Raw genomic sequence first — 22,571 nt, forward strand, 5'->3', positions numbered from 1 at the left:
TTTACCTAAAGCGTTCACACCAGTACGCTCCGTGCACCATGGGAATGGCGGGCAACCTCCCGGCCGAGCTGACCGGCTTCATCGGCCGCGGCGACGAACTGGCCGAACTCTCGGGGCTGCTGGCGCGCGAGCGGCTGGTCACGGTCACCGGAACCGGCGGTGTGGGCAAGACCCGGCTGGCGCTGCGGGCGGCGCGGACGCTGCGGGATCGCTTCCCTGACGGGGTCTGGCTGGTGGAACTCTCCGGGGTACGCGACGCGACGCTGCTGGACCAGACGGTCGCGGACGCGCTGCGGCTGTCGGAGCACAGCACCAGGGCGCCCCGGCTGGCCCTCGCCGAGCATCTCGCCGACCGTGAACTGCTGCTGGTCCTCGACGGTTTCGATCTGCTGCACCGTACGGCGGCCGCACTGATCGCCGAGTTGCTGCGCCGGGCGCCGGCCCTGCGGGTGCTGACGGCCGGCCGGCTGCCGCTCGGCATCACCGGGGAACGGCTCCAGGCGCTGTCCCCGCTGCCGGCCACCGGCGACGCGGTACGGCTCTTCGCCGAGCGGGCCGCCGCGGTGCTGCCCGGCTTCACCGTCACCCGTGACAACGCGGCCGCCGTCGCCGAGTTGTGCACCCGGCTCGACGGGCTGCCGCTGGCCTTGGAGTTGGCGGCGGTACGGCTGCGGGCGCTGTCGGTCGACCAACTGCTGGAACGGCTCAACGACCGCTTCCGGCTGCTCACCGGCGGCGACCCCAGCGCCCCGGTCAGGCACCGGGCGCTGCGTACCACCATCGGCTGGAGCCACGAACTGTGCACACCGGCCCAACGGCTGCTCTGGGCACGGCTTTCGGTCTTCGCCGACCGCTTCGACCTCGACGCGGTGGAGTACGTGTGCGGTGGGCCGGAACTGGCCGGGGAAGCCGGCAGAGCCGGGGACGCCGGGGACGCCGGGGACGCCGGGGAAGGTGTCGCGGAGACGGTCGCCGAGCTCGTCGACCGTTCGGTGCTCAGCCGGGAGGAGGGACCGGACGGGCAGGTGCGCTACCGGATGCTGGAGAGCGTCCGCGAGTACGGCGCGGGGTGGCTGGCCGCGCTCGGCGACGAGACCCGGATGCGGCGCCGGCATCGTGACTGGTACCTGGGCCTGGCCACCTGGTGCGAGCTGGAGTGGTTCAGCCCGCGCCAGGGCGAGGTGGCCACCCGGGTCGCCACCGACCTGCCCAATCTGCGGCTGGCGCTCGACTTCAGCCTGGCCGGCGCGCTGGGCGAGCCGGCCGAGGACCCGGCGGTCGGCCAGTATCTGGCGGCCACGCTCTGGTTCTGCTGGGTCGGCTTCGGGCGGCTCGGCGAGGGCCGCCACTGGCTGGAGCGGGCGCTCGGCGTGTCCGACGCGCCCACCGAGGCGCGCGCCAAGGTGATGTGGGTCTTCGGCTATGTCACGCTGCTCCAGGGCGACTCGGCGACCTCGCTCGCCGCGCTCCAGGAGTGCCGGCTGGCGGCGGCGGCGAGCGGCAACGCGGCGGCCGAGGCGTACGCGGTGCACCGGCTGGGCTGTCTCGCACTGGTCTCGGACGACATGCCGCGCGCGGAACACCTCATCGGCGACGCGCTACTGCGCTACCGGCGGATCGGCGAGCTGAACAGCACGGTGCTGATGGGCCAGGTCGAGCTGGCGATGGCGGTCGCCTTCCAGGGCGATGTGCCGCAGGCGATCCGGCTGGCCCAGGAGGTCAGGGAGATCTGCCGGGACCACGGCGAGCGCTGGGCGTCGGCCTACGCGCTCTATGTGCTGGCCTACGCGGCCTGGCTCGACGAGGATCCGGCCAGGGCCCGGCGGCTGGCCGAGGAGGCGCTCGCCATCGAGTACCCCTTCCACGACCTGGTGGGCGCGGTCCTGACGCTGGAGCTGCTGGCCCTCATCGCCGAGGAAGAGGGGGCGCCGCACGAGGCCGCCGTGCTTCAGGGCGCGGCGGGCCGGCAATGGGAGTCGGTGGGGCCGCGGCTCTTCGGCTCGCGCTATTTCCGCGCACCGTACACGGTCTGCGAGGGGCGCCTGCGCGAGGAGTTGGGCGAGTCGGTCTACGCGGCGGCGCTGGTGGAGGGCGGCCGGCTGGACCTGGACGGGGCGGTGCGGCGGGCGCTGGAGCGGCCGCCGGGCCGGGCCGGGCGGCGGTCAGCCGGCCCCGGGCCCCGGCCGCACGGGCCCGCCGCCCCGGGTGAGGCGGCGGGCATCGGCGATCAGCGGGCGTAGTACTCCACCACGAGCTGCTCGTCGCAGAGCACCGGGATCTCCCTGCGGTTCGGGTCACGGTCCAGCCGGAAGGCCAGCGACTGGAGGTTCACCTGGAGATAGCGCGGGGTCTCGCCCTCGCCGGCCCAGCCGCCCTCGCGGGCGACGAGGAAGGGGGTCTTCTCCCGGGAGCGCTCGCGGACCTGGACCACGTCCTCGGGACGCAGCCGGTAGGACGGCTTGTCGACCTTGCGGCCGTTGACCTCGATGTGGCCGTGCACGACCATCTGGCGGGACTGGTAGATGGTGCGGGCGAGCCCGGACCGCAGCACGAGCGCGTCAAGGCGCAGCTCCAGCTCCACGATCAGCGCCTCGCCGGTCTTGCCCTCGACCTTCTTGGCGCGGTCGTAGGCGCGCTGCATCTGCCGTTCGCTGATGTCGTACTGCGCGCGCAGCCGCTGCTTCTCGAGCAGCCGGGTCTTGTAGTCGCTGTTCTGCTTGCGGCCACGGCCGTGCTCACCCGGCGGGTAGGGCCGGGCCTCGAAGTACTTGACCGCCTTCGGGGTGAGCGCGATACCCAGCGCCCGGGACTTCTTGACCTTGGGACGCGACTGATTCACGTGCGTCGAACCTCCGTGTAAATTAGGTAAGGCTTACCTTAACTGAGGAGTGCGCATGATCCGTCCAGGGAACCCCTTGCCCGACGTCTCGAACCCGTCGGAGCACGGTCAGCCGCGTCCCGAAATGGAGGAGGCGCCCCAGCAGCCCTCGGCCGCCGAGCGCGCGCGAACTCTCGTCGAGGGTAACCCGTCGCTCGCGCTGGCCATTCCCGGCCTGGACACGCCCGACAGTGCCCTTGACGCTCTTAACGCTCTTAACGCCCTCGACGGGCCACTGACGCCGCTGCGCCACTCGGTGGGGCCGGCCGGGGACGTCTTCCTGCTCTTCGCGCGCGACGCGCCCGCCGTACGCGCGGTACGGGCGGCGGAGAACGCCGCCGCCGGGGGCGCGGACGAGGTGGCCGCTGTGCTGGAGATCACGGATGTGGCGCCGGTCGCCGTGCCGCACCGGATCAGGGGCCGGGCCTGGATCGCGGGCTGGCTCACCCGGGTGCCGGGCGGCGCCTACGAAGCCGGTACGGAACTGCTGCGGCTCGAACCCGGGGAGATCTCGGTGGACGACCTGTGGGGCACCGAGGTGGTGGAGCCGGACGAGTTCGCCGACGCGGTGGCCGATCCGCTGGCCGGTCACGAGACGGAGGTGCTCCAGCACCTGGCCGCCGTCCATGCCGCCGAGGTCGGGCTGCTGTGCGGGCTCGTCGCGGCCTCGGGCCGGCCGGCGGTGGACGGCGGCGACTGCTCCCCCCGGGCGGCCCTCGCTGCGGTCCCGCTGGGACTCGACCGGTTCGGGCTGCGGGTGCGCTTCACCGCCGAGCAGGGGGTCTTCGACGCGCGCTTCGACTTCCCGGAACCGGTGGCGGACATGGCGGGCGCCCGGCGCGGGGTGCGGGCGCTCTTCGCGGCGGCCCGGGAGGGCTGAGCCCCCGCCGGGAGCCGTCAGGGGCGGGCCGGCCTACTCCTCCTGGCCGGCCAGCCGCTTCCTGACCCGCTCCAGCACATCGAAGTAGCGTGCCTCGGCGCCGTACCGGGTCGGGGCGTAGTACCGCACACCGTGCAGCGCGTCCGGGGCGTACTGCTGCGCCGCGATCGCACCCGGCACATCGTGCGGGTACTGGTAAGTGGCGCCGTGCCCGAGCTTCTTGGCGCCCTTGTAATGGGCGTCGCGCAGATGCGCGGGCACCGGGCCGGCCTTGCCCGCCCGGACGTCGGCGAGCGCCGCGCCGATCGCGAGGGTGGCCGCGTTGGACTTCGGGGCGAGGGCCAGGGCGATGGTGGCGTGGCTGAGGATCAGTGCCGCCTCGGGGAAGCCGATCATCGCCACCGCCTGCGCGGCGGCGACCGCGGTCGGTAGCGCGGTGGGGTCGGCGAGGCCGATGTCCTCGCTCGCCGAGATCATCAGCCGGCGGGCGATGAAGCGGGGGTCCTCGCCCGCGTCGATCATCCGGGCCAGATAGTGCAGGGCCGCGTCCACGTCGGAGCCGCGGATGGACTTGATGAGCGCGCTCGCCACGTCGTAGTGCTGGTCGCCGTCCCGGTCGTACGCCACCGCCGCCCGGTCGACGGCCTCCTCCAGGGTGGCCAGGGTGATGGTGTCCTCGCCCTTGGCGATCGCCGATCCCGCACCGGCCTCCAGGGCGGTCAGCGCCCGCCGGGCGTCGCCGGCCGAGATCCGCAGCAGATGTGCCTCGGCGTCCTCGGGGAGGGTGACCGCGCCGGCCAGGCCGCGCTCCTCGGTCAGCGCCCGCCGCACCACGCCGCGCAGGTCGTCGTCGGTGAGGGATTCCAGGGTCAGCAGCAGGGAGCGGGACAGCAGCGGGGAGATGACCGAGAAGTAGGGGTTCTCGGTGGTGGCCGCGATCAGTGTCACCCAGCGGTTCTCCACCGCGGGCAGCAGGGAGTCCTGCTGGGCCTTGCTGAAGCGGTGGATCTCGTCCAGGAAGAGCACGGTCTCGCGCTGATAGCCGCCGGACTCGCGCTTGGCGCTCTCGATGACCGCGCGGACCTCTTTGACCCCGGCGGTGATCGCGGACAGCTCGACGAACCGCTTGTTGGTGGCCTTGCTCACCACGTACGCGAGGGTGGTCTTGCCGGTGCCGGGCGGACCCCAGAGGATCACCGACGAGGGTCCGGCCGGCCCGCCCCCGCCCTCCCCCACCAGCCGGCGCAGCGGTGATCCCGGGCGCAGCAGGTGCTGCTGACCGACCACCTCGTCCAGGACGCGCGGTCGCATCCGTACGGCGAGGGGACTGCTGCTGGGCTCCCGCTCCTGTCGGTCCTCGACAGCGGCGGTGAACAGATCTGGCTCCACACCTGAAGCCTAGGTCACCGCGGTGACAGTGCCGCTGTTTCGTGCGGCGGCGAGCAGGCCGGTGAGGAGGCCGGGGTCGGTGCCGGCCTCCGGGTGCCACTGGACGCCCAGCGCGAAGCCGCCGCCCGCCGCCTCGACGGCCTCCACGGTCCCGTCGTCCGCGTGCGCGGCGGCCGTCAGTCCGGAGCCGAGCCGGTCGACGGCCTGGTGATGGTAGGTCGGCACATCGGCGGCCTCCGGCATCAGCCCGGCCAGCAGCGTGCCCGACACCGGTGTCACCCGGTGGCTGCCGAACCGGCCCGGCTCCCCCACATGCCCGTCGAGATGCTGGACGAGGGTGCCGCCGAGGACCACGTTGAGGAGCTGCATGCCGCGGCAGACACCGAGCAGCGGCCTGCCGCGCTCCAGGGCGGCCTGAAGCACCGCCGCCTCCCACGCGTCCCGCTCGGGGAGGGCCGGCACGGTCCGCGGGTGCGGGACCTGGCCGTAACGCCCGGGGTCCACATCGGGTCCGCCGGAGACGATCACCGCGTCCATCCGGGCCACCACCTCGGCCGCCGCCGCCGGGCGGTCGGGCGGCAGCAGCACGGCGATCGCGCCGGCCGCCCGTACCGACCGCACATAGTCGTACGGCAGCAGGGCCGCGTCCTGCTCCCAGACGCCCCAGCGCGCCCGCTCCACATAGGTGGTTATCCCGACCAGCACGCCGCCCCCGCTCTCCGCAAGCCTCCGCGGCCGCCCTGAGATCCTCCGACCCTGACCCCCGGGACTCCTCAGACGAGGGTCTGCCAGTACGCCCACCAACGGGCCAGGATCAGGGTGGCGATCACCCCGTACCACAGCACCGGCACCACCCAGTGGAACTCCAGCACCGCGGAGCGGACGCCCTCGGGCACCTTGATCACGCGGTGCTTGATGTTGTGCACGGCGGTGTACCAGAACGCGGCGATGGTCACGACCCAGGCCAGGCAGCACCACAGGCAGAGCGAACCGATGCTGTACAGCGACTGGTACTGGAGCCAGGAGCAGAACACGACGCCGAAGAGGGTGCCGGCCTGGAGACCGAGCCAGAACCAGGAGCGGTAGCGGGCCCCGGCGAACATGCCCACCGCCAGACACATCAGCACCGGGTAGGCGGCCAGGCCGATGATCGGGTTCGGGAAGCCGAAGGCGTGCGCCTGCGCGCTCTGCATGACGTTGCCGCAGGAGATGATCGGGTTCAGGCTGCACGCCGGGGTGTAGGTCTTGCCGTCGACCTTGGCCTGGAGCAGCTTGAACTTGTCGTCGGTGATGACGAAGGCCGCCAGCAGGCCCAGCGCGCCGCAGATGAGCAGCAGCCAGGTGTACGCGCGTCCCGCCGCGATGCCTTCGGCAGGACGCTCCTCGCTGTCGCCGTCCGTTCGCTTCTCGTCAAGAGCGGAAGTCGTCATGATCGCCGATCTCTACTGGGGGGGCCGTGGGGCGGGCACCCCTCATTGTGCACCAGGGCGGTGAGGACGGGATAAGTCCTGACCGCCCTGATACCTCGGACGAGCGGATCAGGCCAGCCGTTCCTTGACGGTGGTGACGATCTCGTCGAGCGGCACCGGCCCCTGCTCGCCGCTCTCCAGATCCTTGAGCTGCGCCACGCCCTCGGCCAGATCACGCTCTCCGGCGACGAGGGCGAAGCGCGCACCGGAGCGGTTGGCGGACTTCATGGCGTTCTTCATGCCCTTGCCGCCGTAGGCGAAGTCGGCGGCGACCCCGGCCCTGCGCAGCGCGGTGACCGCGGTGAACAGCGCCCGCCGGGCGTCCTCGCCGAGCGGCACCGCGTAGACGTCGGTGACCCGGGGCAGCGGCAGCTCGACGCCCTCGGCCCGCAGCGCCAGCACCGTACGGTCCACGCCGAGCGCCCAGCCGACCGACGGCAGCGACGGACCGCCGATCATCTCGGACAGGCCGTCGTACCGCCCGCCGCCGCCGACCGCGGACTGCGAGCCGAGCCCGTCGTGCACGAACTCGAAGGTGGTGCGGGTGTAGTAGTCGAGGCCCCGGACCAGCCTGGGGTCGTCCTCGAAGCCGACCCCGGCCTCGGTCAGCAGCTCGCGGACCTGCTCGTGGTAGGCCTTGCACGCCTCGCACAGGTGATCGGTGATCAGCGGGACGTCGGTGAGTTGACGCTGGACGGATTCCCGTTTGTCGTCGAGGACCCGCAGCGGGTTGATCTCGATCCGCTCCCGGGTCTCCTCGTCCAGGTCGAGGCCGCGCAGGAAGTCCTGGAGCGCGGCCCGGTAGACCGGACGGCACTCCTTGTCGCCCAGCGAGTTGAGCAGCACCCGGAAGTTCCGCAGGCCGAGCGAACGGTAGGCGTCCACCGCGAGGATCATCAGCTCGGCGTCGAGCGCCGGGTCCTCCGCGCCGATCGCCTCGGCGCCGACCTGGGAGAAGTGCCGGTAGCGGCCGGCCTGCGGGCGTTCGTAGCGGTAGTAGGAGCCGGAATACCAGAGCTTGACCGGCAGATTGCCTGCCTTGTGGAGATTGGCCTCCAGGGCCGCCCGCAGCACCGACGCGGTGCCCTCGGGCCGCAGCGCGAGCCGGCTGCCGCCCTTGGTGGTGAGGGTGAACATCTCCTTGGTCACGATGTCGGTGGACTCGCCGACGCCCCGGGAGAACAGCTCCACGTTCTCGAAGCCGGGTGTCTCGACATAGCCGTAGCCGGCCCGGCGGACCGGGGCGGCGATGGCCTCGCGCACGGCGAGGTAGGTCGCCGAGTCCGGCGGCAGCAGGTCGTAGGTGCCCTTGGGGGCCCGGAAGGCCGTACCGGCCGGGGGCTGCGGATTGGCCGGGGACTGCGGGCCGGCCGGGGTCACCGGGTTCACCGACGCCGGGTCGGACGTCGGGGCGGAAGTCTCAGCACTCTTCTCAGCGCTCACAGCGGAATCGTCACAATCCTCGTCGCGGAGCCGGATCACCGGCGCCGAGGCCGCGGGCCGCCTTGCCCAGGTAGGGGTTGGCGGCGCGCTCGCGGCCGATGGTCGTCTGGGGGCCGTGGCCGGAGAGCACCACGGTCGAGTCGTCGAGCGGCAGGCACACCCGGGCCAGCGACGCGAAGAGCTCGTCCGTGGACCCACCGGGCAGGTCGGTGCGTCCGACGGAGCCGGCGAAGAGCAGGTCACCGGAGAACAGCACCGACGGAAGGTCGGCCGCCTCGGGCATCCTGAACGTCACCGACCCCCTGGTATGGCCGGGCGCGTGCGCGACGGAGAACTCCAGACCGGCCAGCCGCAGCGCCGAGCCGTCGGTCAGCTCCCGCAGGTCGTCCGGCTCTCCCACGGTCAGCTCGCCCATCAACTGCGCCCCGACGGAGCGGCCGAGCGCCTTCTCCGGATCGCTGAGCATGTAGCGGTCCTCGGGGTGGATCCAGGCGGGGATGCCCTGGGCGCCGCAGATCGGGACGACGGAGGCCACATGGTCGAGGTGGCCGTGGCTGAGGATGACGGCGACCGGCTTCAGCCGGTGTTTGGCGACGGTGTCCTCGACGCCCTGGGTCGCGAGATGACCCGGGTCGATGATCACGCACTCCTCGCCGGCGGCGGGGGCGACCACGTAACAATTGGTGCCCCAGGCCCCGGCGGGGAACCCGGCAATGAGCACGTTCGTCCTTCTGTCGTCCGGCCAGGTGATCCAAGATCACCGATTCACAGCTCGGTGGTGCACGATCCGTTCCACGAGCCTACCGGCGACCATGGGACCGTCGCGAACTCGTATCGCGCCCCGAAGGCTGGTACGTGGACTGGACTGCGCGCTTGCGGGACGCGAAGATCTGCGCAGCGACACGGCGTGCTCGACAGGCGTCACACCGGACACACACTGACCCAAACGACCCAAACAACACTAACGACGGAGACGGCGAAGTGGTCACCAAGGACCAGCGGCGGCGACAGCTCGCCCGGGAGAAGTTCGAGCGGCAGCAGCAGCGCAGGGTTGAGCTGCGGCACAAGTCGCGGACGCGCAACGCGGTCATCGCCGCGGTCGCCGTGGTGGTCATCGCCGGTGTGGGCGGTGCCTGGCTCGGCGGCGCCTTCGACGGCAGCGACAAGAAGAGCGACGCCGCCGCGAAGGCCTCAGCGCCCGCGGCGACGCCCACCACCCCGGCCAAGCCCGCCGCCGACCCGTGCGCCAAGCCCGCCGCCGGGACGCCGGGCAAGCAGCAGTGGAAGACCGCTCCGGCGCTGTCGATCGACAAGACCGCCAAGTACACCTTCACCCTCCAGACCACCTGCGGCGCGATCCCGATCGCGCTGAACGCGGCGAAGGCCCCGGAGACCGTCAGCTCCTTCAAGTTCCTGGCCGACAAGGGCTTCTTCGACCACACCAAGTGCCACCGGCTGACCACCGCCGGCATCTACGTGCTCCAGTGCGGCGACCCGACCGGATCGGGCAGCGGCGGCCCCGGCTACACCATCCCGGACGAGAACCTGACGGCGTTCGGCAAGGCCGGTGCCAGCGGCTCGGTCACGTACCCGGCCGGCACCATCGCGATGGCCAACACCGGCCAGCCGCACACCGGCGGCAGCCAGTTCTTCCTGGTCTACAAGGACAGCCCGCTGGCCCCGAGCTACACCCCGTTCGGCACGATCGGCGCGGACGGCCTGAAGGTGCTCACCAAGATCGCCGGCGCCGGTGAGAGCTCAGGCCAGGGCGACGGCGCACCCAACGCCACCGTGGTGATCGACAAGGCGACCGTCACCCAGTCCTGAACCGGGCGGCGGCTTCCTCAGCTTCCTCAGCTTCCCAGGCGGCTGAGGCGGACCGGTCGGCCCGCTTCCTGCCCGGGTCCGTCCGGTCCGTCCGGCCGGGCGGGCCCGGGAAGACGGCGCCCGAGACCTGATCGGTATCTGATTCACGATTGGGCCCCGTATTGGATGCGGACAGCCGGGGCGCCGGTCGCCTATGTTGGCGTTGGACCGGTCAGGGCGTGCGGCCCGGCCGGAGAGAAACTGTGGAGGATGCCCGCCGGTGTCATGCGGCCGGGCATCACGTGGAGGAGGCGCTGTGAGCAGCGACCCGTGGGGCCGCGTCGACGAGACGGGGACCGTGTACGTGCGTACGGCCGAGGGGGAGAAGGAGGTCGGTTCGTGGCAGGCGGGCTCTCCGCAGGAGGCCCTCGCCTACTTCGAGCGCAAGTACGAGGGGCTCGTCGTGGAGATCGGCCTCCTGGAACGGCGGGTGCGGACCACCGATCTCGCCCCCAAGGAGGCCCTGGCCGCGATCGAGCATCTGCGGGCCTCGGTGTCCGGGGCGCACGCGGTCGGTGACCTGGAGGCGCTGGGCCGGCGTCTCGACGAGCTGGTCGCCCTGGTGGACTCCCGGCGCGAGGAGCGCCGGGTCGCCAAGGCGAAGCAGAACGAGGAGGCCAAGGCCGCCAAGGAGAGGCTGGTCACCGAGGCCGAGCAACTGGCCGAGAGCGAGCAGTGGCGTACCGCGGGCGAGCGGCTGCGCGCCCTGGTGGACACCTGGAAGGGCCTGCCCCGCCTGGACCGCAAGGCGGACGACGAGCTGTGGCACCGCTTCAGCCACGCCCGCTCGGTCTTCTCCAAGCGCCGCAAGGCGCATTTCGCCTCACTCGACGCGCAGCGCGAGGACGCCAGACGGATCAAGGAGAAGCTGGTCACCGAGGCGCAGTCGCTGTCGGGCTCGACGGACTGGGGGCCGACCGCGGCCCGATACCGCGAGCTGATGGCGGAGTGGAAGGCGGCGGGCCGCGCCCAGCGCGAGGCCGAGGACGACCTGTGGAACCGCTTCCGCGGCGCGCAGGACGTGTTCTTCGCCGCCCGCTCCGAGGTGTTCGCCGAGCGGGACAGCAGCGAGCGGGACAATCTGGCGCTGAAGGAGGAGCTGGTCACCGAGGCCGAGAAGCTGCTCCCGGTGACGGATCTGCGGGCGGCGCGGGCCGCGTTCCGCTCCCTCAACGAGCGCTGGGAGGCCATCGGCCATGTGCCGCGGGACGCCCGGCCGCGGATCGAGGCGCGGATGCACACGGTCGAGCGGGCGCTCCAGGAGACCGAGGAAGCCGAGTGGCGGCGCACCAACCCGGAGGTCCGGGCGCGGGCGGCCGGTCTGACCGGGCAGCTCCAGGCGGCCGTCGACAAGCTGCGTACGCAGATCGAGGCGGCGCGCGCGGCGGGCAACACCGCGAAGGCCGACAAGCTCCAGGCGGAGCTGGACGGCCGGCAGGCGCTGCTCGACTCCGCCCTCAAGGGCATGCAGGAGCTCGGCGGCTGATCGACCGACCCGCCGGGCACCAACAACTGAGGGGCGGGACCGTCGAGGTCCCGCCCCTCAGCCGTGTCCGGACCTCAGCGCTGGCGGCCCGAGGTGACGCGGTAGACGTCGTAGACGCCCTCCACGCCGCGGACGGCCTTCAGCACGTGCCCGAGGTGCTTCGGGTCGCCCATCTCGAAGGTGAAGCGCGAGGTGGCCACCCGGTCCCGTGAGGTCTGCACCGCCGCCGACAGGATGTTGACATGCTGGTCGGACAGCACCCGGGTGACGTCGGAGAGCAGCCGGGCCCGGTCCAGCGCCTCGACCTGGATGGCGACCAGGAAGACCGAGGACTGGGTGGGCGCCCAGTCGACGTCGATGATCCGCTCGGGCTGCTGGGAGAGCGACTCCACGTTGACGCAGTCCGCCCGGTGCACCGACACGCCGTTGCCACGGGTGACGAAGCCGATGATCGGATCGCCGGGGACCGGGGTACAGCAGCGGGACAGTTTGACCCAGACGTCGCTGACGCCCTTGACGATGACGCCCGGGTCGGCGTTGGCCCGCCGTTTGCTGCGGCCCTGGGTGGGGGTGGTGATCTCCGCGATGTCCTCGGTGGCGCCCTCCTCGCCGCCGAGCGCGTCGACCAGCTTCTGCACCACGGACTGCGCGGTGATGTGCCCCTCGCCGATCGCCGCGTAGAGCGCGGAGATGTCGGGGTAGCGCATCTCGTGGGCGAGCGTGACCAGGGAGTCCCCGGTGAGCACCCGCTGGATCGGCAGGTTCTGCTTGCGCATCGCGCGGGCGATGGCTTCCTTGCCCTGCTCGACCGCTTCCTCGCGGCGCTCCTTGGAGAACCAGGCGCGGATCTTGTTGCGGGCCCGCGGTGACTTGACGAAGCCCAGCCAGTCGTGGGAGGGCCCGGCGCCGGCCGCCTTGGAGGTGAAGACCTCCACGGTGTCGCCGTTGTCGAGGGTGGACTCCAGCGGGACCAGGCGGCCGTTGACGCGGGCGCCTATGGTGCGGTGGCCGACCTCGGTGTGCACCGCGTAGGCGAAGTCCACCGGGGTGGCGCCGGCCGGCAGCGCTATCACGTCGCCCTTGGGCGTGAAGACGAAGACCTCGTTCTGGGAGAGGTCGAAGCGCAGCGACTCCAGGAACTCGCCGGGGTCCTCGGTCTCCTTCTGCCAGTCCAGCAGCTGCCGCAGCCACGCCATGTCGTTGACCGCGTCGTCCTTCTTGTCCGAGCGCGGGCTGTCGGTGCGCACCTTGGAGGCGCCGGCCACGGCCTCCTGCTTGTACTTCCAGTGCGCGGCGATGCCGTACTCGGCGCGGCGGTGCATGTCGAAGGTGCGGATCTGCAGTTCGACGGGCTTGCCGCTGGGGCCGATCACCGTGGTGTGCAGCGACTGGTACATGTTGAACTTGGGCATCGCGATGTAGTCCTTGAACCGGCCGGGGACCGGGTTCCATCGCGCGTGGATGGTGCCGAGCGCCGCGTAGCAGTCGCGCACCGTGTCGACCAGCACCCGGATGCCCACCAGGTCGTAGATCTCGGCGAAGTCCCGGCCGCGGACGATCATCTTCTGGTAGACGCTGTAGTAGTGCTTCGGCCGGCCGGTGACGGTGGCCTTGATGCGGGCCGCCCGCAGGTCCTGCTGCACCTGGTCGGTGACCACGGCCAGGTACTCGTCCCGCTTGGGCGCGCGCTCGGCGACCAGCCGGACGATCTCGTCGTACATCTTCGGGTAGAGGATCGCGAAGGCGAGGTCCTCCAGCTCCCACTTGATCGTGTTCATGCCCAGCCGGTGGGCCAGCGGGGCGTAGATCTCCAGCGTCTCGCGGGCCTTCTTCTCCTGCTTCTCCCGCTTGAGATAGCGCATGGTCCGCATGTTGTGCAGCCGGTCGGCGAGCTTGATGACCAGTACCCGCGGGTCCTTGGCCATGGCGACGACCATCTTGCGGACCGTCTCGGCCTGCGCCGCCTCGCCGAACTTGACCTTGTCCAGCTTGGTGACGCCGTCCACCAGCAGCGCCACCTGGTCGCCGAAGTCGCGGCGCAGCGTGTCCAGGCCGTATTCGGTGTCCTCGACGGTGTCGTGCAGCAGCCCGGCCATCAGGGTGGCGGGGTCCATGCCCAGCTCGGCCAGGATCGTGGTCACGGCGAGCGGATGGGTGATGTACGGGTCACCGCTCTTGCGCTTCTGACCGCGGTGCCAGCGCTCGGCGACCTGGTACGCCTGCTCGATCTGCCGGAGGTGGGCGCTGTCGCCCTTGGGGTCGTTCCCCCGCACGACGCGCAGCAGCGGCTCCAGGACCGGGTTGTACGGGCTGGAGCGCTGTACGCCGAGGCGCGCCAGCCGGGCGCGGACCCTGCTGGAGGAGGCGCCCGGGCGCGTGGGCGCCACGCTGCCGGGCGTACGGACCGGCCGCACGGCGGGGGTCGCCGGCTTGGCCGCGGCTTCTGTGGTGCCACCGGCGGTGTCGGCGGGGGCTTCCGTCCGGCCGCTCACCGGTTCCGTCCCGCCTGTGGCGTCGAGTGGCTGGGCCTTGTCTGGCAAGAGCACTCCTCACGCGGGTAGGTCTTCCATGGTATCGGCGTACGGCGCGAGGCGGGCGCCCGGAGGTGCAAGGGAGCCCCCGGGCGCCCGGCGGAAGGCCGCCGGGTCCCGGGGGCGCGCGGGGCCAGGGTCCGAACGACAGACCCTAGACGGCGACCAGGGTGTCGAGGGGGGTGGCGCCGAGGGAGGCGGTGAGGCGGTCGCGGCCGCCGAGGAAGCCGAGCTCCAGCAGGACGGCGACGCCGACCACGGTGGCGCCCGCCCGGCGGATCAGCTCGACGGCGGCCTCGGCGGTGCCGCCGGTGGCGAGGACGTCGTCGATGACGATGACCCGGTCCTGGGGGGCGAAGGCGGTGGTCTGCACCTCGATCTCGGCGGTGCCGTACTCCAGCTCGTAGCTCTGCCCCAGCGTCTCCCCCGGCAGCTTGCCGGCCTTGCGGACCGGTACGAAGCCCAGGTGGGCGCGGGCCGCGGCGGGGGCGGCGAGGATGAAGCCGCGGGCTTCGAGGCCGACGACCTTGGTGGCGGCGTGCCGGCGGCACAGCGCGGCGAGGGCGTCCACCAGGGCGTTGAAGGCGACCGGGTCGGCGAGCAGCGGGGTGATGTCCTTGAAGGTCACCCCGGGCCGCGGATGGTCCGGCACGTCCCGGATCCGGGAGAGCAGCAGGGCCCGCAGCTCGGCGGAGGCGACTTCCGTCGTGGTCATCGTGCTTGATCCCTCGTTTTCTCTGACGTTCTCTGACGTTCTCTGACGTTCTCTTGCGTTCTAGGACGTTCTCTGGCGTTGTCTGGCGTTTTTCTCCAACGGCCGTCGCCGCCCGGTCCTGTGGCGGACCGGGCGGCGACGGGTGGTGGAGCGGTGGTGACGGGGAGCGGGACGCTCAGCGGCGCTTGCCGGAGGGGCGGCCGCGACCGCCCCGGTTGCCGCGGTTGACCGGCTGGGTGCGCGCCGGCCGGGTGCCGGCGACCGGGCTCTGGCCGCGCGGGCCGACCACGCCGGCGCCGGCCGGAGTGGCCTCGTCGTCGTCCACCGGCTCGTCGTCCGCCAGGGCCTCCTCGTCGCTCGTGGGCAGCGGCTGGCCGTTCGCCGCCGCCTGCTGGGCCTTGGCCGCGTCGGCGGTCCGCTTGGCCAGCACCCGCTTGCGCAGCGCCTTCATCTGCGGCTCGCGCTCCTTGAGGTCCGCCACGATCGGGGTCGCGATGAAGATCGAGGAGTACGCACCGGCGGTGAGGCCGACGAACAGCGCGAGCGCGATGTCGTTGAGCGTGCCGGCGCCGAGGATGCCGCCGCCGATGAAGAGCAGCGCGGCGACCGGCAGCAGCGCGACCACCGTGGTGTTGATGGAACGCACCAGGGTGCCGTTGAGGCTGCGGTTGGCGATGTCGCTGAAGGTGAAGCGGTTCTGCTTGGTGAGGTCCTTGCTGGCTTCCTTCAGACCGTCGAAGACGACGACGGTGTCGTAGAGGGAGTAACCGAGGATGGTCAGCAGACCGATGACCGTACCGGGGCTGACCTCGAAGCCGACGATGGCGTAGACACCGGTGGTGATGGTGAGGTCGTGCAGCAGGGCGACGAGCGCGGCCACGGCCATCCGCCACTCGAAGGCGATGGCCAGATAGATGACCACCAGGACCAGGAAGATGATCAGACCTTCAAGGGCCTTCTTGGAGATCTCCTTGCCCCAGCTCGGGCCGACGATCTCGGCGTCGATCTTGGTCTTCGGCATGCCCAGGTCCTTGGCGATGGACGTCTGGATCTGCTTCGACTCATCGGTGGACACCCCGCCGACCTGGATACGCATACCGCCGTTGCCGAGCTTCTGCACGGTGGCGTCGTTCTCACCGGTGTCGCCGGCGATCTTGTGCTGCACTTCGGAGACCGACATCGACGTCTTCGGCGTGTTGAAGACGGCGCCGCCGGAGAACTCGATGCCCTCCTTCAGACCGTTGACGGCGAGGCCGATGATCGCGGTGATCGTGATCAGGATCGAGACCCCGTACCAGATCCTGCGCTTGGCGACGAAGTCGTAACTGATCTCGCCCCGGTGCAGCCGGTGACCGAGATTGCCGAGCTTGGACATCAGGCTTCCTTCGTCTCGGTGCTGCTGGGCGTACGGCGGACACGGCGCAGCGGGGACTTGACGCCGAGGCTCTTCGGGTCGAGTCCGGACCACTTGTGTCCCTGGGAGAAGAACAGCCGGCGGGCCAGGATCGTCATCAGCGGCTTGGTGAAGAGGAAGACCACCACGACGTCGAGGACGGTGGTCAGACCGAGGGTGAAGGCGAAGCCCCGGACCTTGCCGACGGAGACCACGTAGAGCACCGCCGCGGCGAGGAAGGACACGAAGTCCGACACCAGGATGGTGCGCCGGGCGCGCGGCCAGCCGCGAGCCACCGCCGGCTGGAGCGAGCGGCCTTCCCGCAGCTCGTCCCTTATGCGTTCGAAGAACACGATGAAGGAGTCGGCGGTGATGCCGATGGCCACGATGGCGCCGCAGACCGCCGGCAGGTTCAGCGCGAAGCCGATCGCCTGGCCGAGCAGACACATGATCGTGTAGGTCAGCGCGGCCGACACCAGGAGGCTGACGATCGCCACCCCGGCCAGGCCGCGGTAGTACGCGAACATGTAGAGCACGACGAGGGCCAGACCGACCGAACCGGCGATCAGACCGCCGCGGAGCTGCTCACCGCCGAGTGCGGCGGAGACCGTGGTCTTGTCGGAGATCTGGAAGGCCAGCGGCAGGGAGCCGTACTTCAGCACGTTCGCCAGGTCGTCGGCGCTGGCCTGGGTGAAGCTGCCGGAGATCTGGGCGCTGCCGCCGGGCAGCGCGGAGGAGACCGACGGGGCGGAGACGACGTCACCGTCGAGGTCGATCGCGAACTGGTTGTTCGGCGACTGCTGCTGCGCCAGGTCGCCGGTCACCTTGGTGAACGCGCTGGCGCCCTTGGAGTCGAAGTTCAGGTTGACGACCCAGCCGTTGCCCTGCTGGGTGTCGAAGGCGGAGTTGGCGCCGGAGACGTTCTTGCCGTCGATCAGGGACGGGCCGAGCGCGTACTTGACCCAGGTCTTGCCGACCTGGCCGCAGGCGATGACCTTGTCGGTGGGCTTGCTGCCCTCGCTGGCGTTGGCACGCTGCTCCGGCTTGGTGCAGTCCAGCTTGGCCAGCCGGGTCTGGAGCTCGGCGGGGATCGACAGATCGGCGCCCGGGGTGGTGGGCGCGGTCGCGGGCGGTGGCGTGTCCGCGGCGCCCGGCGTGGCCGGGGGGGCAGTCGGGACCGGCGTGGGGGCCTTGTCCACGGTCGACTTCAGCGCGTCGCTGACCGCCCGGCCCTGCGGGGTCCCGGTGGACGACGGGGTGGAGGTGGGCTTCCCCGTGCTGGTGGGCTTCGCCGTCCCGGTGGGCTTGGGCGTCGCGCTGCCGGACGGGTTCGGGGTCCCGGACGGGGCGGGCGCGGGGGCCGTGGGCGTGCCGGCGACCTCCGTGAGCACCTGCCGGAAGTAGAGCTGCGCGGTGGTGCCCACCTGCTTCTCGGCCGTGTCGGCGTTCACACCCTTGGGGATGTCCACGATGATCGTGTTCGAGCCCTGGGTCTGCACCTCGGCCTCGGAGACACCAAGACCGTTGACCCGCTGGTTGATGATGTTCACCGCGGTGTTCATGTTGGCCTTGTTGACCACGTCCCCCTGGTGGGGTTTGGCGGTCAGCGTGATGCTGACACCGCCCGCGAGGTCGATGCCCAACCGGGGGGTCTTGTGCCCGGAGAGGAAGATCCCTCCGGTCAGCGCCACCAGGGCGATGAGGATCACGGCAAGGGCGCGCTCGGGATAGCCCTGGCTCCCCGAGGACCTGCGGCCCTTCTTGGCTGCTGCCACCTTCTTGATTCTCCCTGTCCTACCGCCCCCGGGCCTGCACGCTCAGGGGGTGGCCACGAGTGATGTGAGGGCCGGACCTCTACTTGGAGCCGGCGCTGGAGTCGTCCTGCACCAGCACCTCTCCGGCCTTGTCCGGATCGGCCGGACCGTGATCGTCGGCGTCCTTCTTCTGAAGGTTCGGGCGGGCGTCGTCCGGGACGGACACCTTCTCCGGCGCCACGACATCCCCGGCGACCACGGAATCGGCGGCACCGGGGAGACCGGTCTTGGTGACGTCGACCGGCTCGGCGGCTTCCGCGCCCTCCGCCGTCTCCAGGTCGACGTCCTCCGGCTCGATGCCGTGCACGATCCGGTTGAACTCACCCTCGCTCAACACCGTACCGATGGCGTTCTTGGCGAAGTGCGCGTGCACACCGTCGGTCAGCTCCAGGAGCACCGTCTCGTCATTGACTTCCTTGACCACGGCGTACATGCCGCCGATGGTGCGGACGCCCGCGCCCGGCTCCATCTGGTTGCGCATCTCCGCGGCTTGCCGCTGCTTGCTCTTGGCCGATCGCGTCATCATGAGCATGACGCCGACGATCAGGATCAGGGGAAGAATAGTGACGAGGTTCACGGTGTGGACGTTCCTTCGCGCGGCCGGCGTGGGGTCCGGCCTGGGTTTCGGGATGTGAGTGCCGATCCGGAGGAAGGGCGTCGGCGGAGTCTAAGCGCTGGCTCGCCGCTGGAACAACGCCAAGCATGGCACCGGGGTTCCTGAACCGACGAGTCTATCGGGACTCATGGGCCGAACAGCCCGGTCTGTCCCGGTCCCGCCCCACCTGTCCCGGGCGCGCCGGGACCCGCGCCGCCGCCGCCCGACACGCCGCCGGAAGCCCCGCCGGTCCCGCCGGCGTACGGCGGCACCAGGCCGAGATGCGTCCACGCGGCCTGGGTCGCCACCCGGCCCCTGGGAGTACGGGCCAGCAGACCCTCGCGGACCAGGAACGGTTCGGCGACCTCCTCCACCGTCTCCCGCTCCTCGCCGACCGCGACCGCCAGCGTCGACAGACCGACCGGGCCGCCGCCGAAGAGCTTCAGCAGCGCGTGCAGCACCGCCCGGTCGAGCCGGTCCAGGCCGCGGGCGTCCACCTCGTAGACCTCCAGGGCCTGTCCCGCGATCTCGCGGCTGATCACGCCGTCGGCCCTGACCTGGGCGTAGTCACGGACCCGGCGCAGCAGCCGGTTGGCGATCCTGGGGGTGCCGCGGGAGCGGCCGGCGATCTCGGCGGCGCCGTCGACGGACACCTCGACGTCCAGCAGGCCGGCCGAGCGGTGGATCACCCGTTCCAGCTCGGCGGGCGCGTAGAACTCCATATGGCCGGTGAAGCCGAAGCGGTCGCGCAGCGGCGGCGGCAGCAGCCCGGCCCGGGTGGTGGCGCCGACCAGGGTGAAGGGGGGAAGTTCCAGCGGGATCGCGGTGGCGCCCGGGCCCTTGCCGACGATGACGTCGACCCGGAAGTCCTCCATCGCCATGTAGAGCATCTCCTCGGCGGGCCGTGACATCCGGTGGATCTCGTCGAGGAAGAGCACCTCGCCCTCCTGGAGCGAGGAGAGGATCGCGGCGAGGTCGCCGGCGTGCTGGATGGCGGGGCCCGAGGTGATCCGGATCGGGGCGCCCATCTCGGCGGCGATGATCATGGACAGGGTGGTCTTGCCGAGTCCCGGAGCCCCGGAGAGCAGCACATGGTCGGCGGTGCCGCCGCGCTGACGAGCGGCCTTGAGCACCAGGTCGAGCTGCTGGCGCACCCGCTCCTGCCCGATGAACTCGCCCAGGTCCTTCGGACGCAGCGCCGCCTCCACCGCCTGGTCCTCGCGGTCGGCGGCGGAGCCGACCAGTCGCTCCGGCTCGGCGGTGGCGTCGTCCCAGTTCATCGTGGTCTCTCGGGTCAGCGGGCGGATCGATCGGTTGCGTCGGGCGGTCGGGCGGTCGGCAGGCGGGTCGGGCGGCGGCGGTACGGGCTCGCGCCCGCCGTCAGCGGGTGCGGTTGAGGGTTTGCAGGGCGGCCCGCAGCAGCGCGCCGATGTTCGGCTCGGCGGTGGCCTCGGCCTGTGGGGTGACGGCGGCGACCGCCTCGTCCGCCTCCCGGGTGGCGTACCCCAGGCCGAGCAGTGCCGCATGGAGCTGCTCGCGCCAGGAGGTGCCCACGGGGCTGCCGAGGCCGCGGGCCGCGCCCGGACCCACCGGAGCGCCCAGCCGGTCCTTGAGCTCCAGCAGCAGCCGCTGAGCCCCCTTCTTGCCGATCCCGGGCACCGCCATCAGCGCTTTCTCGTCCCCGGCGGCCACCGCGGTCCGCAGCGCGTCCGGGGCGTGCACGGCCAGCATCGTCTGGGCCAGCCGCGGCCCGACCCCGCTGACGGTCTGCAACAGCTCGAAGACCTGCCGCTCGTCGTCGTCCGCGAAGCCGTAGAGCGTGAGGGAGTCCTCGCGGACCACCAGCGAGGTGGCGAGCCGGGCGGGCTGCCCGATCCGCAGCGCGGCCAGGGTGCCGGGCGCGCACTGCACGGACATGCCGATACCGCCGACCTCGATGACCGCGGCGTCGGGGGCGAGGGCGGCGACCGGGCCGCTGACGAAGGCGATCACTGGGCGGGCTCCTGAGGTCGTACGGTCCGGTGCGCGGCCACGGCCTGCTGGAGGCGGTTGGCGGCGGTGCCGCGCCAGATGTGACAGATGGCCAGGGCCAGCGCGTCCGCGGCGTCGGCCGGTTTGGGCGGGGCGTCGAGCCGCAGTAGCCGGGTGACCATGGCGCCCACCTGGGCCTTGTCGGCGCGGCCGCTGCCGGTGACGGCCGCCTTGACCTCGCTGGGGGTGTGCAGATGGACCGGCAGGCCGCGCCGGGACGCGCACAGGATGGCCACCGCGCTGGCCTGGGCGGTGCCCATCACGGTGCGCACGTTGTGCTGGCTGAAGACCCGCTCCACCGCGACCGCCTCCGGCCGGAACTCGTCGAGCCACGCTTCCAGACCCCGCTCGATCAGCACCAGCCGATGGCCGATCGGCGCGTCGGCGGGGGTGCGCACCACTCCGACACCGGCCATCGTCAGGGGCCGACCCGCGGTGCCGTCCACCACGCCCACCCCGCACCTGGTCAGTCCGGGGTCCACGCCGAGTACCCGCATCGGGCCCCTCCCTCCGTACGGTCCCTGCGCACTGTTGTCCAGCCGTTCGCGCAGGCTATCGGTTGGCACCGACAATCAGCGGCGGGAACGGGCGCGGGCCGGGCGGGTGTTCCCGCCCGGCCCGCCTCGTACGGCGTCGGTCCGCCCGTCAGGCGTCGACCTTCTCCATGACCTCGTCGGAGACGTCGAAGTTGGCGAAGACGTTCTGCACGTCGTCGCTGTCCTCCAGCGCGTCGATCAGCTTGAAGATCTTGCGCGCGCCGTCCTCGTCGAGTTCGACCTGCATGGTGGGCAGGAAGTTGGCGTCGGCCGAGTCGTAGTCGATACCGGCCTCCTGGAGCGCCTTGCGGACCGGCACCAGGTCGGTGGCCTCGCTGATCACCTCGAAGGACTCACCGAGGTCGTTGACCTCCTCGGCGCCCGCGTCGAGCACCGCGCCCAGCACGTCGTCCTCACCGAGTTCACCCTTGGGGACGATGACGACGCCCTTGCGGTTGAAGAGGTAGGACACCGAGCCCGGGTCGGCCATCGAACCGCCGTTGCGCGTCATGGCGACCCGTACGTCGGAGGCGGCGCGGTTGCGGTTGTCGGTCAGACACTCGATGAGGACCGCGACGCCGTTCGGCCCGTAACCCTCGTACATGATCGTCTGATAGTCGGCGCCACCGGCCTCAAGGCCGGCGCCGCGCTTGACCGCGCTGTCGATGTTCTTGTTCGGCACCGAGCTCTTCTTCGCCTTCTGGATGGCGTCGAAGAGGGTGGGGTTGCCGTCCGGGTCGGCGCCGCCGGTGCGGGCCGCGACCTCGATGTTCTTGATCAGCTTCGCGAAGAGCTTGCCGCGCTTGGCATCGATCACGGCCTTCTTGTGCTTGGTCGTAGCCCATTTAGAGTGGCCGGACATCCGACTGTCTCCTTCGCGTCACCCATTGCTGTTCTTCTGCTGTTTCTCAAGGCGTGCACGATCCTACCGGGCGAGCGTCAGCCGGCGGCCCGCACCGTGTCCACGAAGAGTTCATGGACCCGGTGGTCTCCGGTCAGCTCGGGGTGGAACGAGGTCGCCAGCACATGGTCCTGCCGGACCGCCACGATGTGCCCGTCGTACTCGGCCAGCACCTCGGTACCGGCGCCGACCGACTCCACCCAGGGGGCGCGGATGAAGACGCCCTCCACGGGTCCGCCGGCTATGCCGCGCACGTCCACGACCGCCTCGAAGGACTCGTTCTGCCGGCCGAAGGCGTTGCGGCGGACGATCATGTCGATGCCGCCGAAGGTCTCCTGGCCCGATCTGGGGTCGAGGATCTTGTCGGCGAGCATGATCAGACCGGCGCAGGTGCCGTAGACCGGCAGCCCGTCCCGGATCGCCGCGCGCAGCGGCCGCGCGAGTCCGAAGAGCTCGGCGAGTTTGGAGATGGTGGTGGACTCCCCGCCGGGGATCACCAGGCCGTCGACGGCGGCCAGCTCCTCGGGGCGCCGCACCGGCACGGCCGTGGCGGACGCCGCGGCCAGTGCCGACACGTGTTCCCGCACGTCGCCCTGGAGGGCCAGGACGCCGATGGTGGGAGAGCTGCTCTTGGCGGGCATGGC

At 71.4% G+C, this 22,571-nt stretch carries 20 protein-coding genes; 4 read left to right on the forward strand and 16 right to left on the reverse strand.

Going from position 1 to position 22,571, the window contains the following annotated elements:
• The first annotated feature begins 38 nt into the window (after positions 1–38).
• Positions 39–2,240, forward strand: coding sequence for an ATP-binding protein (locus tag OG519_RS04940; protein WP_405579143.1), 2,202 nt, complete (start codon positions 39–41; stop codon positions 2,238–2,240).
• Here the strand turns inward: OG519_RS04940 and rpsD are convergent.
• Positions 2,228–2,839, reverse strand: a complete 612-nt coding sequence (gene rpsD / locus OG519_RS04945) for a 30S ribosomal protein S4 (protein WP_405579145.1) — start codon at positions 2,837–2,839, stop codon at positions 2,228–2,230. The genes OG519_RS04940 and rpsD overlap by 13 nt on opposite strands.
• A 124-nt stretch (positions 2,840–2,963) precedes the next feature.
• Here rpsD and OG519_RS04950 point away from each other — a divergent pair, with 124 nt between their 5' ends.
• A complete protein-coding gene (locus tag OG519_RS04950) occupies positions 2,964–3,758 on the forward strand; it encodes a DUF2470 domain-containing protein (protein WP_405592470.1) in 795 nt (264 codons plus the stop codon).
• Between the two features lie 33 nt (positions 3,759–3,791).
• Here OG519_RS04950 and OG519_RS04955 read toward each other — a convergent pair whose 3' ends face one another.
• The 5 genes from OG519_RS04955 to OG519_RS04975 all read right to left on the reverse strand — a co-directional run bounded on the left by OG519_RS04955 (position 3,792) and on the right by OG519_RS04975 (position 8,780).
• Positions 3,792–5,147, reverse strand: coding sequence for a replication-associated recombination protein A (locus OG519_RS04955; RefSeq protein WP_405579148.1), 1,356 nt, complete (start codon positions 5,145–5,147; stop codon positions 3,792–3,794).
• 9 nt (positions 5,148–5,156) lie between these two features.
• Positions 5,157–5,852: a gamma-glutamyl-gamma-aminobutyrate hydrolase family protein gene (locus OG519_RS04960; RefSeq protein ID WP_405579151.1), complete on the reverse strand. Its 696-nt coding sequence runs from the start codon at positions 5,850–5,852 to the stop codon at positions 5,157–5,159.
• 68 nt (positions 5,853–5,920) lie between these two features.
• A complete protein-coding gene (locus OG519_RS04965; protein WP_405579153.1) occupies positions 5,921–6,577 on the reverse strand; it encodes a vitamin K epoxide reductase family protein in 657 nt (218 codons plus the stop codon).
• Between the two features lie 108 nt (positions 6,578–6,685).
• On the reverse strand, positions 6,686–7,996 hold the full coding sequence (hisS, locus tag OG519_RS04970) for a histidine--tRNA ligase (protein ID WP_405592472.1): 1,311 nt from the start codon (positions 7,994–7,996) through the stop codon (positions 6,686–6,688).
• Positions 7,997–8,069: 73 nt separating this feature from the next.
• Positions 8,070–8,780, reverse strand: coding sequence for an MBL fold metallo-hydrolase (locus OG519_RS04975; protein WP_405579156.1), 711 nt, complete (start codon positions 8,778–8,780; stop codon positions 8,070–8,072).
• 260 nt (positions 8,781–9,040) lie between these two features.
• Between OG519_RS04975 and OG519_RS04980 the strand changes: the two genes are divergently transcribed.
• Positions 9,041–9,886, forward strand: coding sequence for a peptidylprolyl isomerase (locus tag OG519_RS04980; protein WP_405579159.1), 846 nt, complete (start codon positions 9,041–9,043; stop codon positions 9,884–9,886).
• A 295-nt stretch (positions 9,887–10,181) separates the two neighbouring features.
• Positions 10,182–11,411 (forward strand): DUF349 domain-containing protein, encoded by a 1,230-nt coding sequence (locus OG519_RS04985; RefSeq protein WP_405579161.1) that lies wholly within the window; start codon positions 10,182–10,184, stop codon positions 11,409–11,411.
• Between the two features lie 74 nt (positions 11,412–11,485).
• Here OG519_RS04985 and OG519_RS04990 read toward each other — a convergent pair whose 3' ends face one another.
• From OG519_RS04990 to pdxT, 10 genes are all read right to left on the reverse strand, one after another.
• Positions 11,486–13,951 (reverse strand): RelA/SpoT family protein, encoded by a 2,466-nt coding sequence (locus tag OG519_RS04990; protein WP_405579164.1) that lies wholly within the window; start codon positions 13,949–13,951, stop codon positions 11,486–11,488.
• A 145-nt stretch (positions 13,952–14,096) separates the two neighbouring features.
• A complete protein-coding gene (locus OG519_RS04995; RefSeq protein WP_405579166.1) occupies positions 14,097–14,657 on the reverse strand; it encodes an adenine phosphoribosyltransferase in 561 nt (186 codons plus the stop codon).
• A 175-nt stretch (positions 14,658–14,832) separates the two neighbouring features.
• Entirely contained in the window at positions 14,833–16,032 is a 1,200-nt protein-coding gene (secF, locus tag OG519_RS05000; protein WP_405579168.1) for a protein translocase subunit SecF, read from the reverse strand.
• Complete coding sequence (gene secD, locus OG519_RS05005) at positions 16,032–17,825, reverse strand: protein translocase subunit SecD (protein ID WP_405579171.1); 1,794 nt, start codon at positions 17,823–17,825, stop codon at positions 16,032–16,034. The genes secF and secD overlap by 1 nt, the downstream gene beginning before the upstream one ends.
• A 79-nt stretch (positions 17,826–17,904) precedes the next feature.
• Complete coding sequence (yajC, locus tag OG519_RS05010) at positions 17,905–18,441, reverse strand: preprotein translocase subunit YajC (protein ID WP_405579173.1); 537 nt, start codon at positions 18,439–18,441, stop codon at positions 17,905–17,907.
• Positions 18,442–18,605: 164 nt separating this feature from the next.
• Positions 18,606–19,739 carry a Holliday junction branch migration DNA helicase RuvB gene (gene ruvB, locus OG519_RS05015; protein ID WP_405579176.1) on the reverse strand — a complete coding sequence of 378 codons (1,134 nt, stop codon included), beginning with the start codon at positions 19,737–19,739 and terminating at the stop codon, positions 18,606–18,608.
• 100 nt (positions 19,740–19,839) lie between these two features.
• Positions 19,840–20,451: a Holliday junction branch migration protein RuvA gene (gene ruvA, locus OG519_RS05020; protein WP_405579179.1), complete on the reverse strand. Its 612-nt coding sequence runs from the start codon at positions 20,449–20,451 to the stop codon at positions 19,840–19,842.
• A complete protein-coding gene (gene ruvC / locus OG519_RS05025) occupies positions 20,448–20,987 on the reverse strand; it encodes a crossover junction endodeoxyribonuclease RuvC (RefSeq protein ID WP_405579181.1) in 540 nt (179 codons plus the stop codon). Before ruvC ends, ruvA begins: the two co-directional genes overlap by 4 nt.
• 148 nt (positions 20,988–21,135) lie before the next feature.
• Complete coding sequence (locus OG519_RS05030; RefSeq protein WP_205047428.1) at positions 21,136–21,888, reverse strand: YebC/PmpR family DNA-binding transcriptional regulator; 753 nt, start codon at positions 21,886–21,888, stop codon at positions 21,136–21,138.
• Between the two features lie 77 nt (positions 21,889–21,965).
• The gene (pdxT, locus tag OG519_RS05035; protein WP_405579183.1) at positions 21,966–22,568 is read right to left on the reverse strand and encodes a pyridoxal 5'-phosphate synthase glutaminase subunit PdxT; all 603 of its coding nucleotides are present in this window, start codon (positions 22,566–22,568) and stop codon (positions 21,966–21,968) included.
• Between the last annotated feature and the right edge of the window lie 3 nt (positions 22,569–22,571).

The organism is Streptomyces sp. NBC_01190 (assembly GCF_045039895.1).
GTDB lineage: Bacteria > Actinomycetota > Actinomycetes > Streptomycetales > Streptomycetaceae > Actinacidiphila.

What these genes read in the sequence shown, in the direction of transcription:
- pdxT (WP_405579183.1), bottom strand. Translation starts at nt 22,568, where the DNA reads ATGCCCGCCAAGAGCAGCTCTCCCACCATCGGCGTCCTGGCCCTCCAG.
- OG519_RS04965 (WP_405579153.1), bottom strand. Translation starts at nt 6,577, where the DNA reads ATGACGACTTCCGCTCTTGACGAGAAGCGAACGGACGGCGACAGCGAG.
- ruvB (WP_405579176.1), bottom strand. Translation starts at nt 19,739, where the DNA reads ATGAACTGGGACGACGCCACCGCCGAGCCGGAGCGACTGGTCGGCTCC.
- OG519_RS04950 (WP_405592470.1), top strand. Translation starts at nt 2,964, where the DNA reads ATGGAGGAGGCGCCCCAGCAGCCCTCGGCCGCCGAGCGCGCGCGAACT.
- OG519_RS04940 (WP_405579143.1), top strand. Translation starts at nt 39, where the DNA reads ATGGGAATGGCGGGCAACCTCCCGGCCGAGCTGACCGGCTTCATCGGC.
- secF (WP_405579168.1), bottom strand. Translation starts at nt 16,032, where the DNA reads ATGTCCAAGCTCGGCAATCTCGGTCACCGGCTGCACCGGGGCGAGATC.
- OG519_RS05030 (WP_205047428.1), bottom strand. Translation starts at nt 21,888, where the DNA reads ATGTCCGGCCACTCTAAATGGGCTACGACCAAGCACAAGAAGGCCGTG.
- ruvC (WP_405579181.1), bottom strand. Translation starts at nt 20,987, where the DNA reads ATGCGGGTACTCGGCGTGGACCCCGGACTGACCAGGTGCGGGGTGGGC.
- OG519_RS04995 (WP_405579166.1), bottom strand. Translation starts at nt 14,657, where the DNA reads ATGACCACGACGGAAGTCGCCTCCGCCGAGCTGCGGGCCCTGCTGCTC.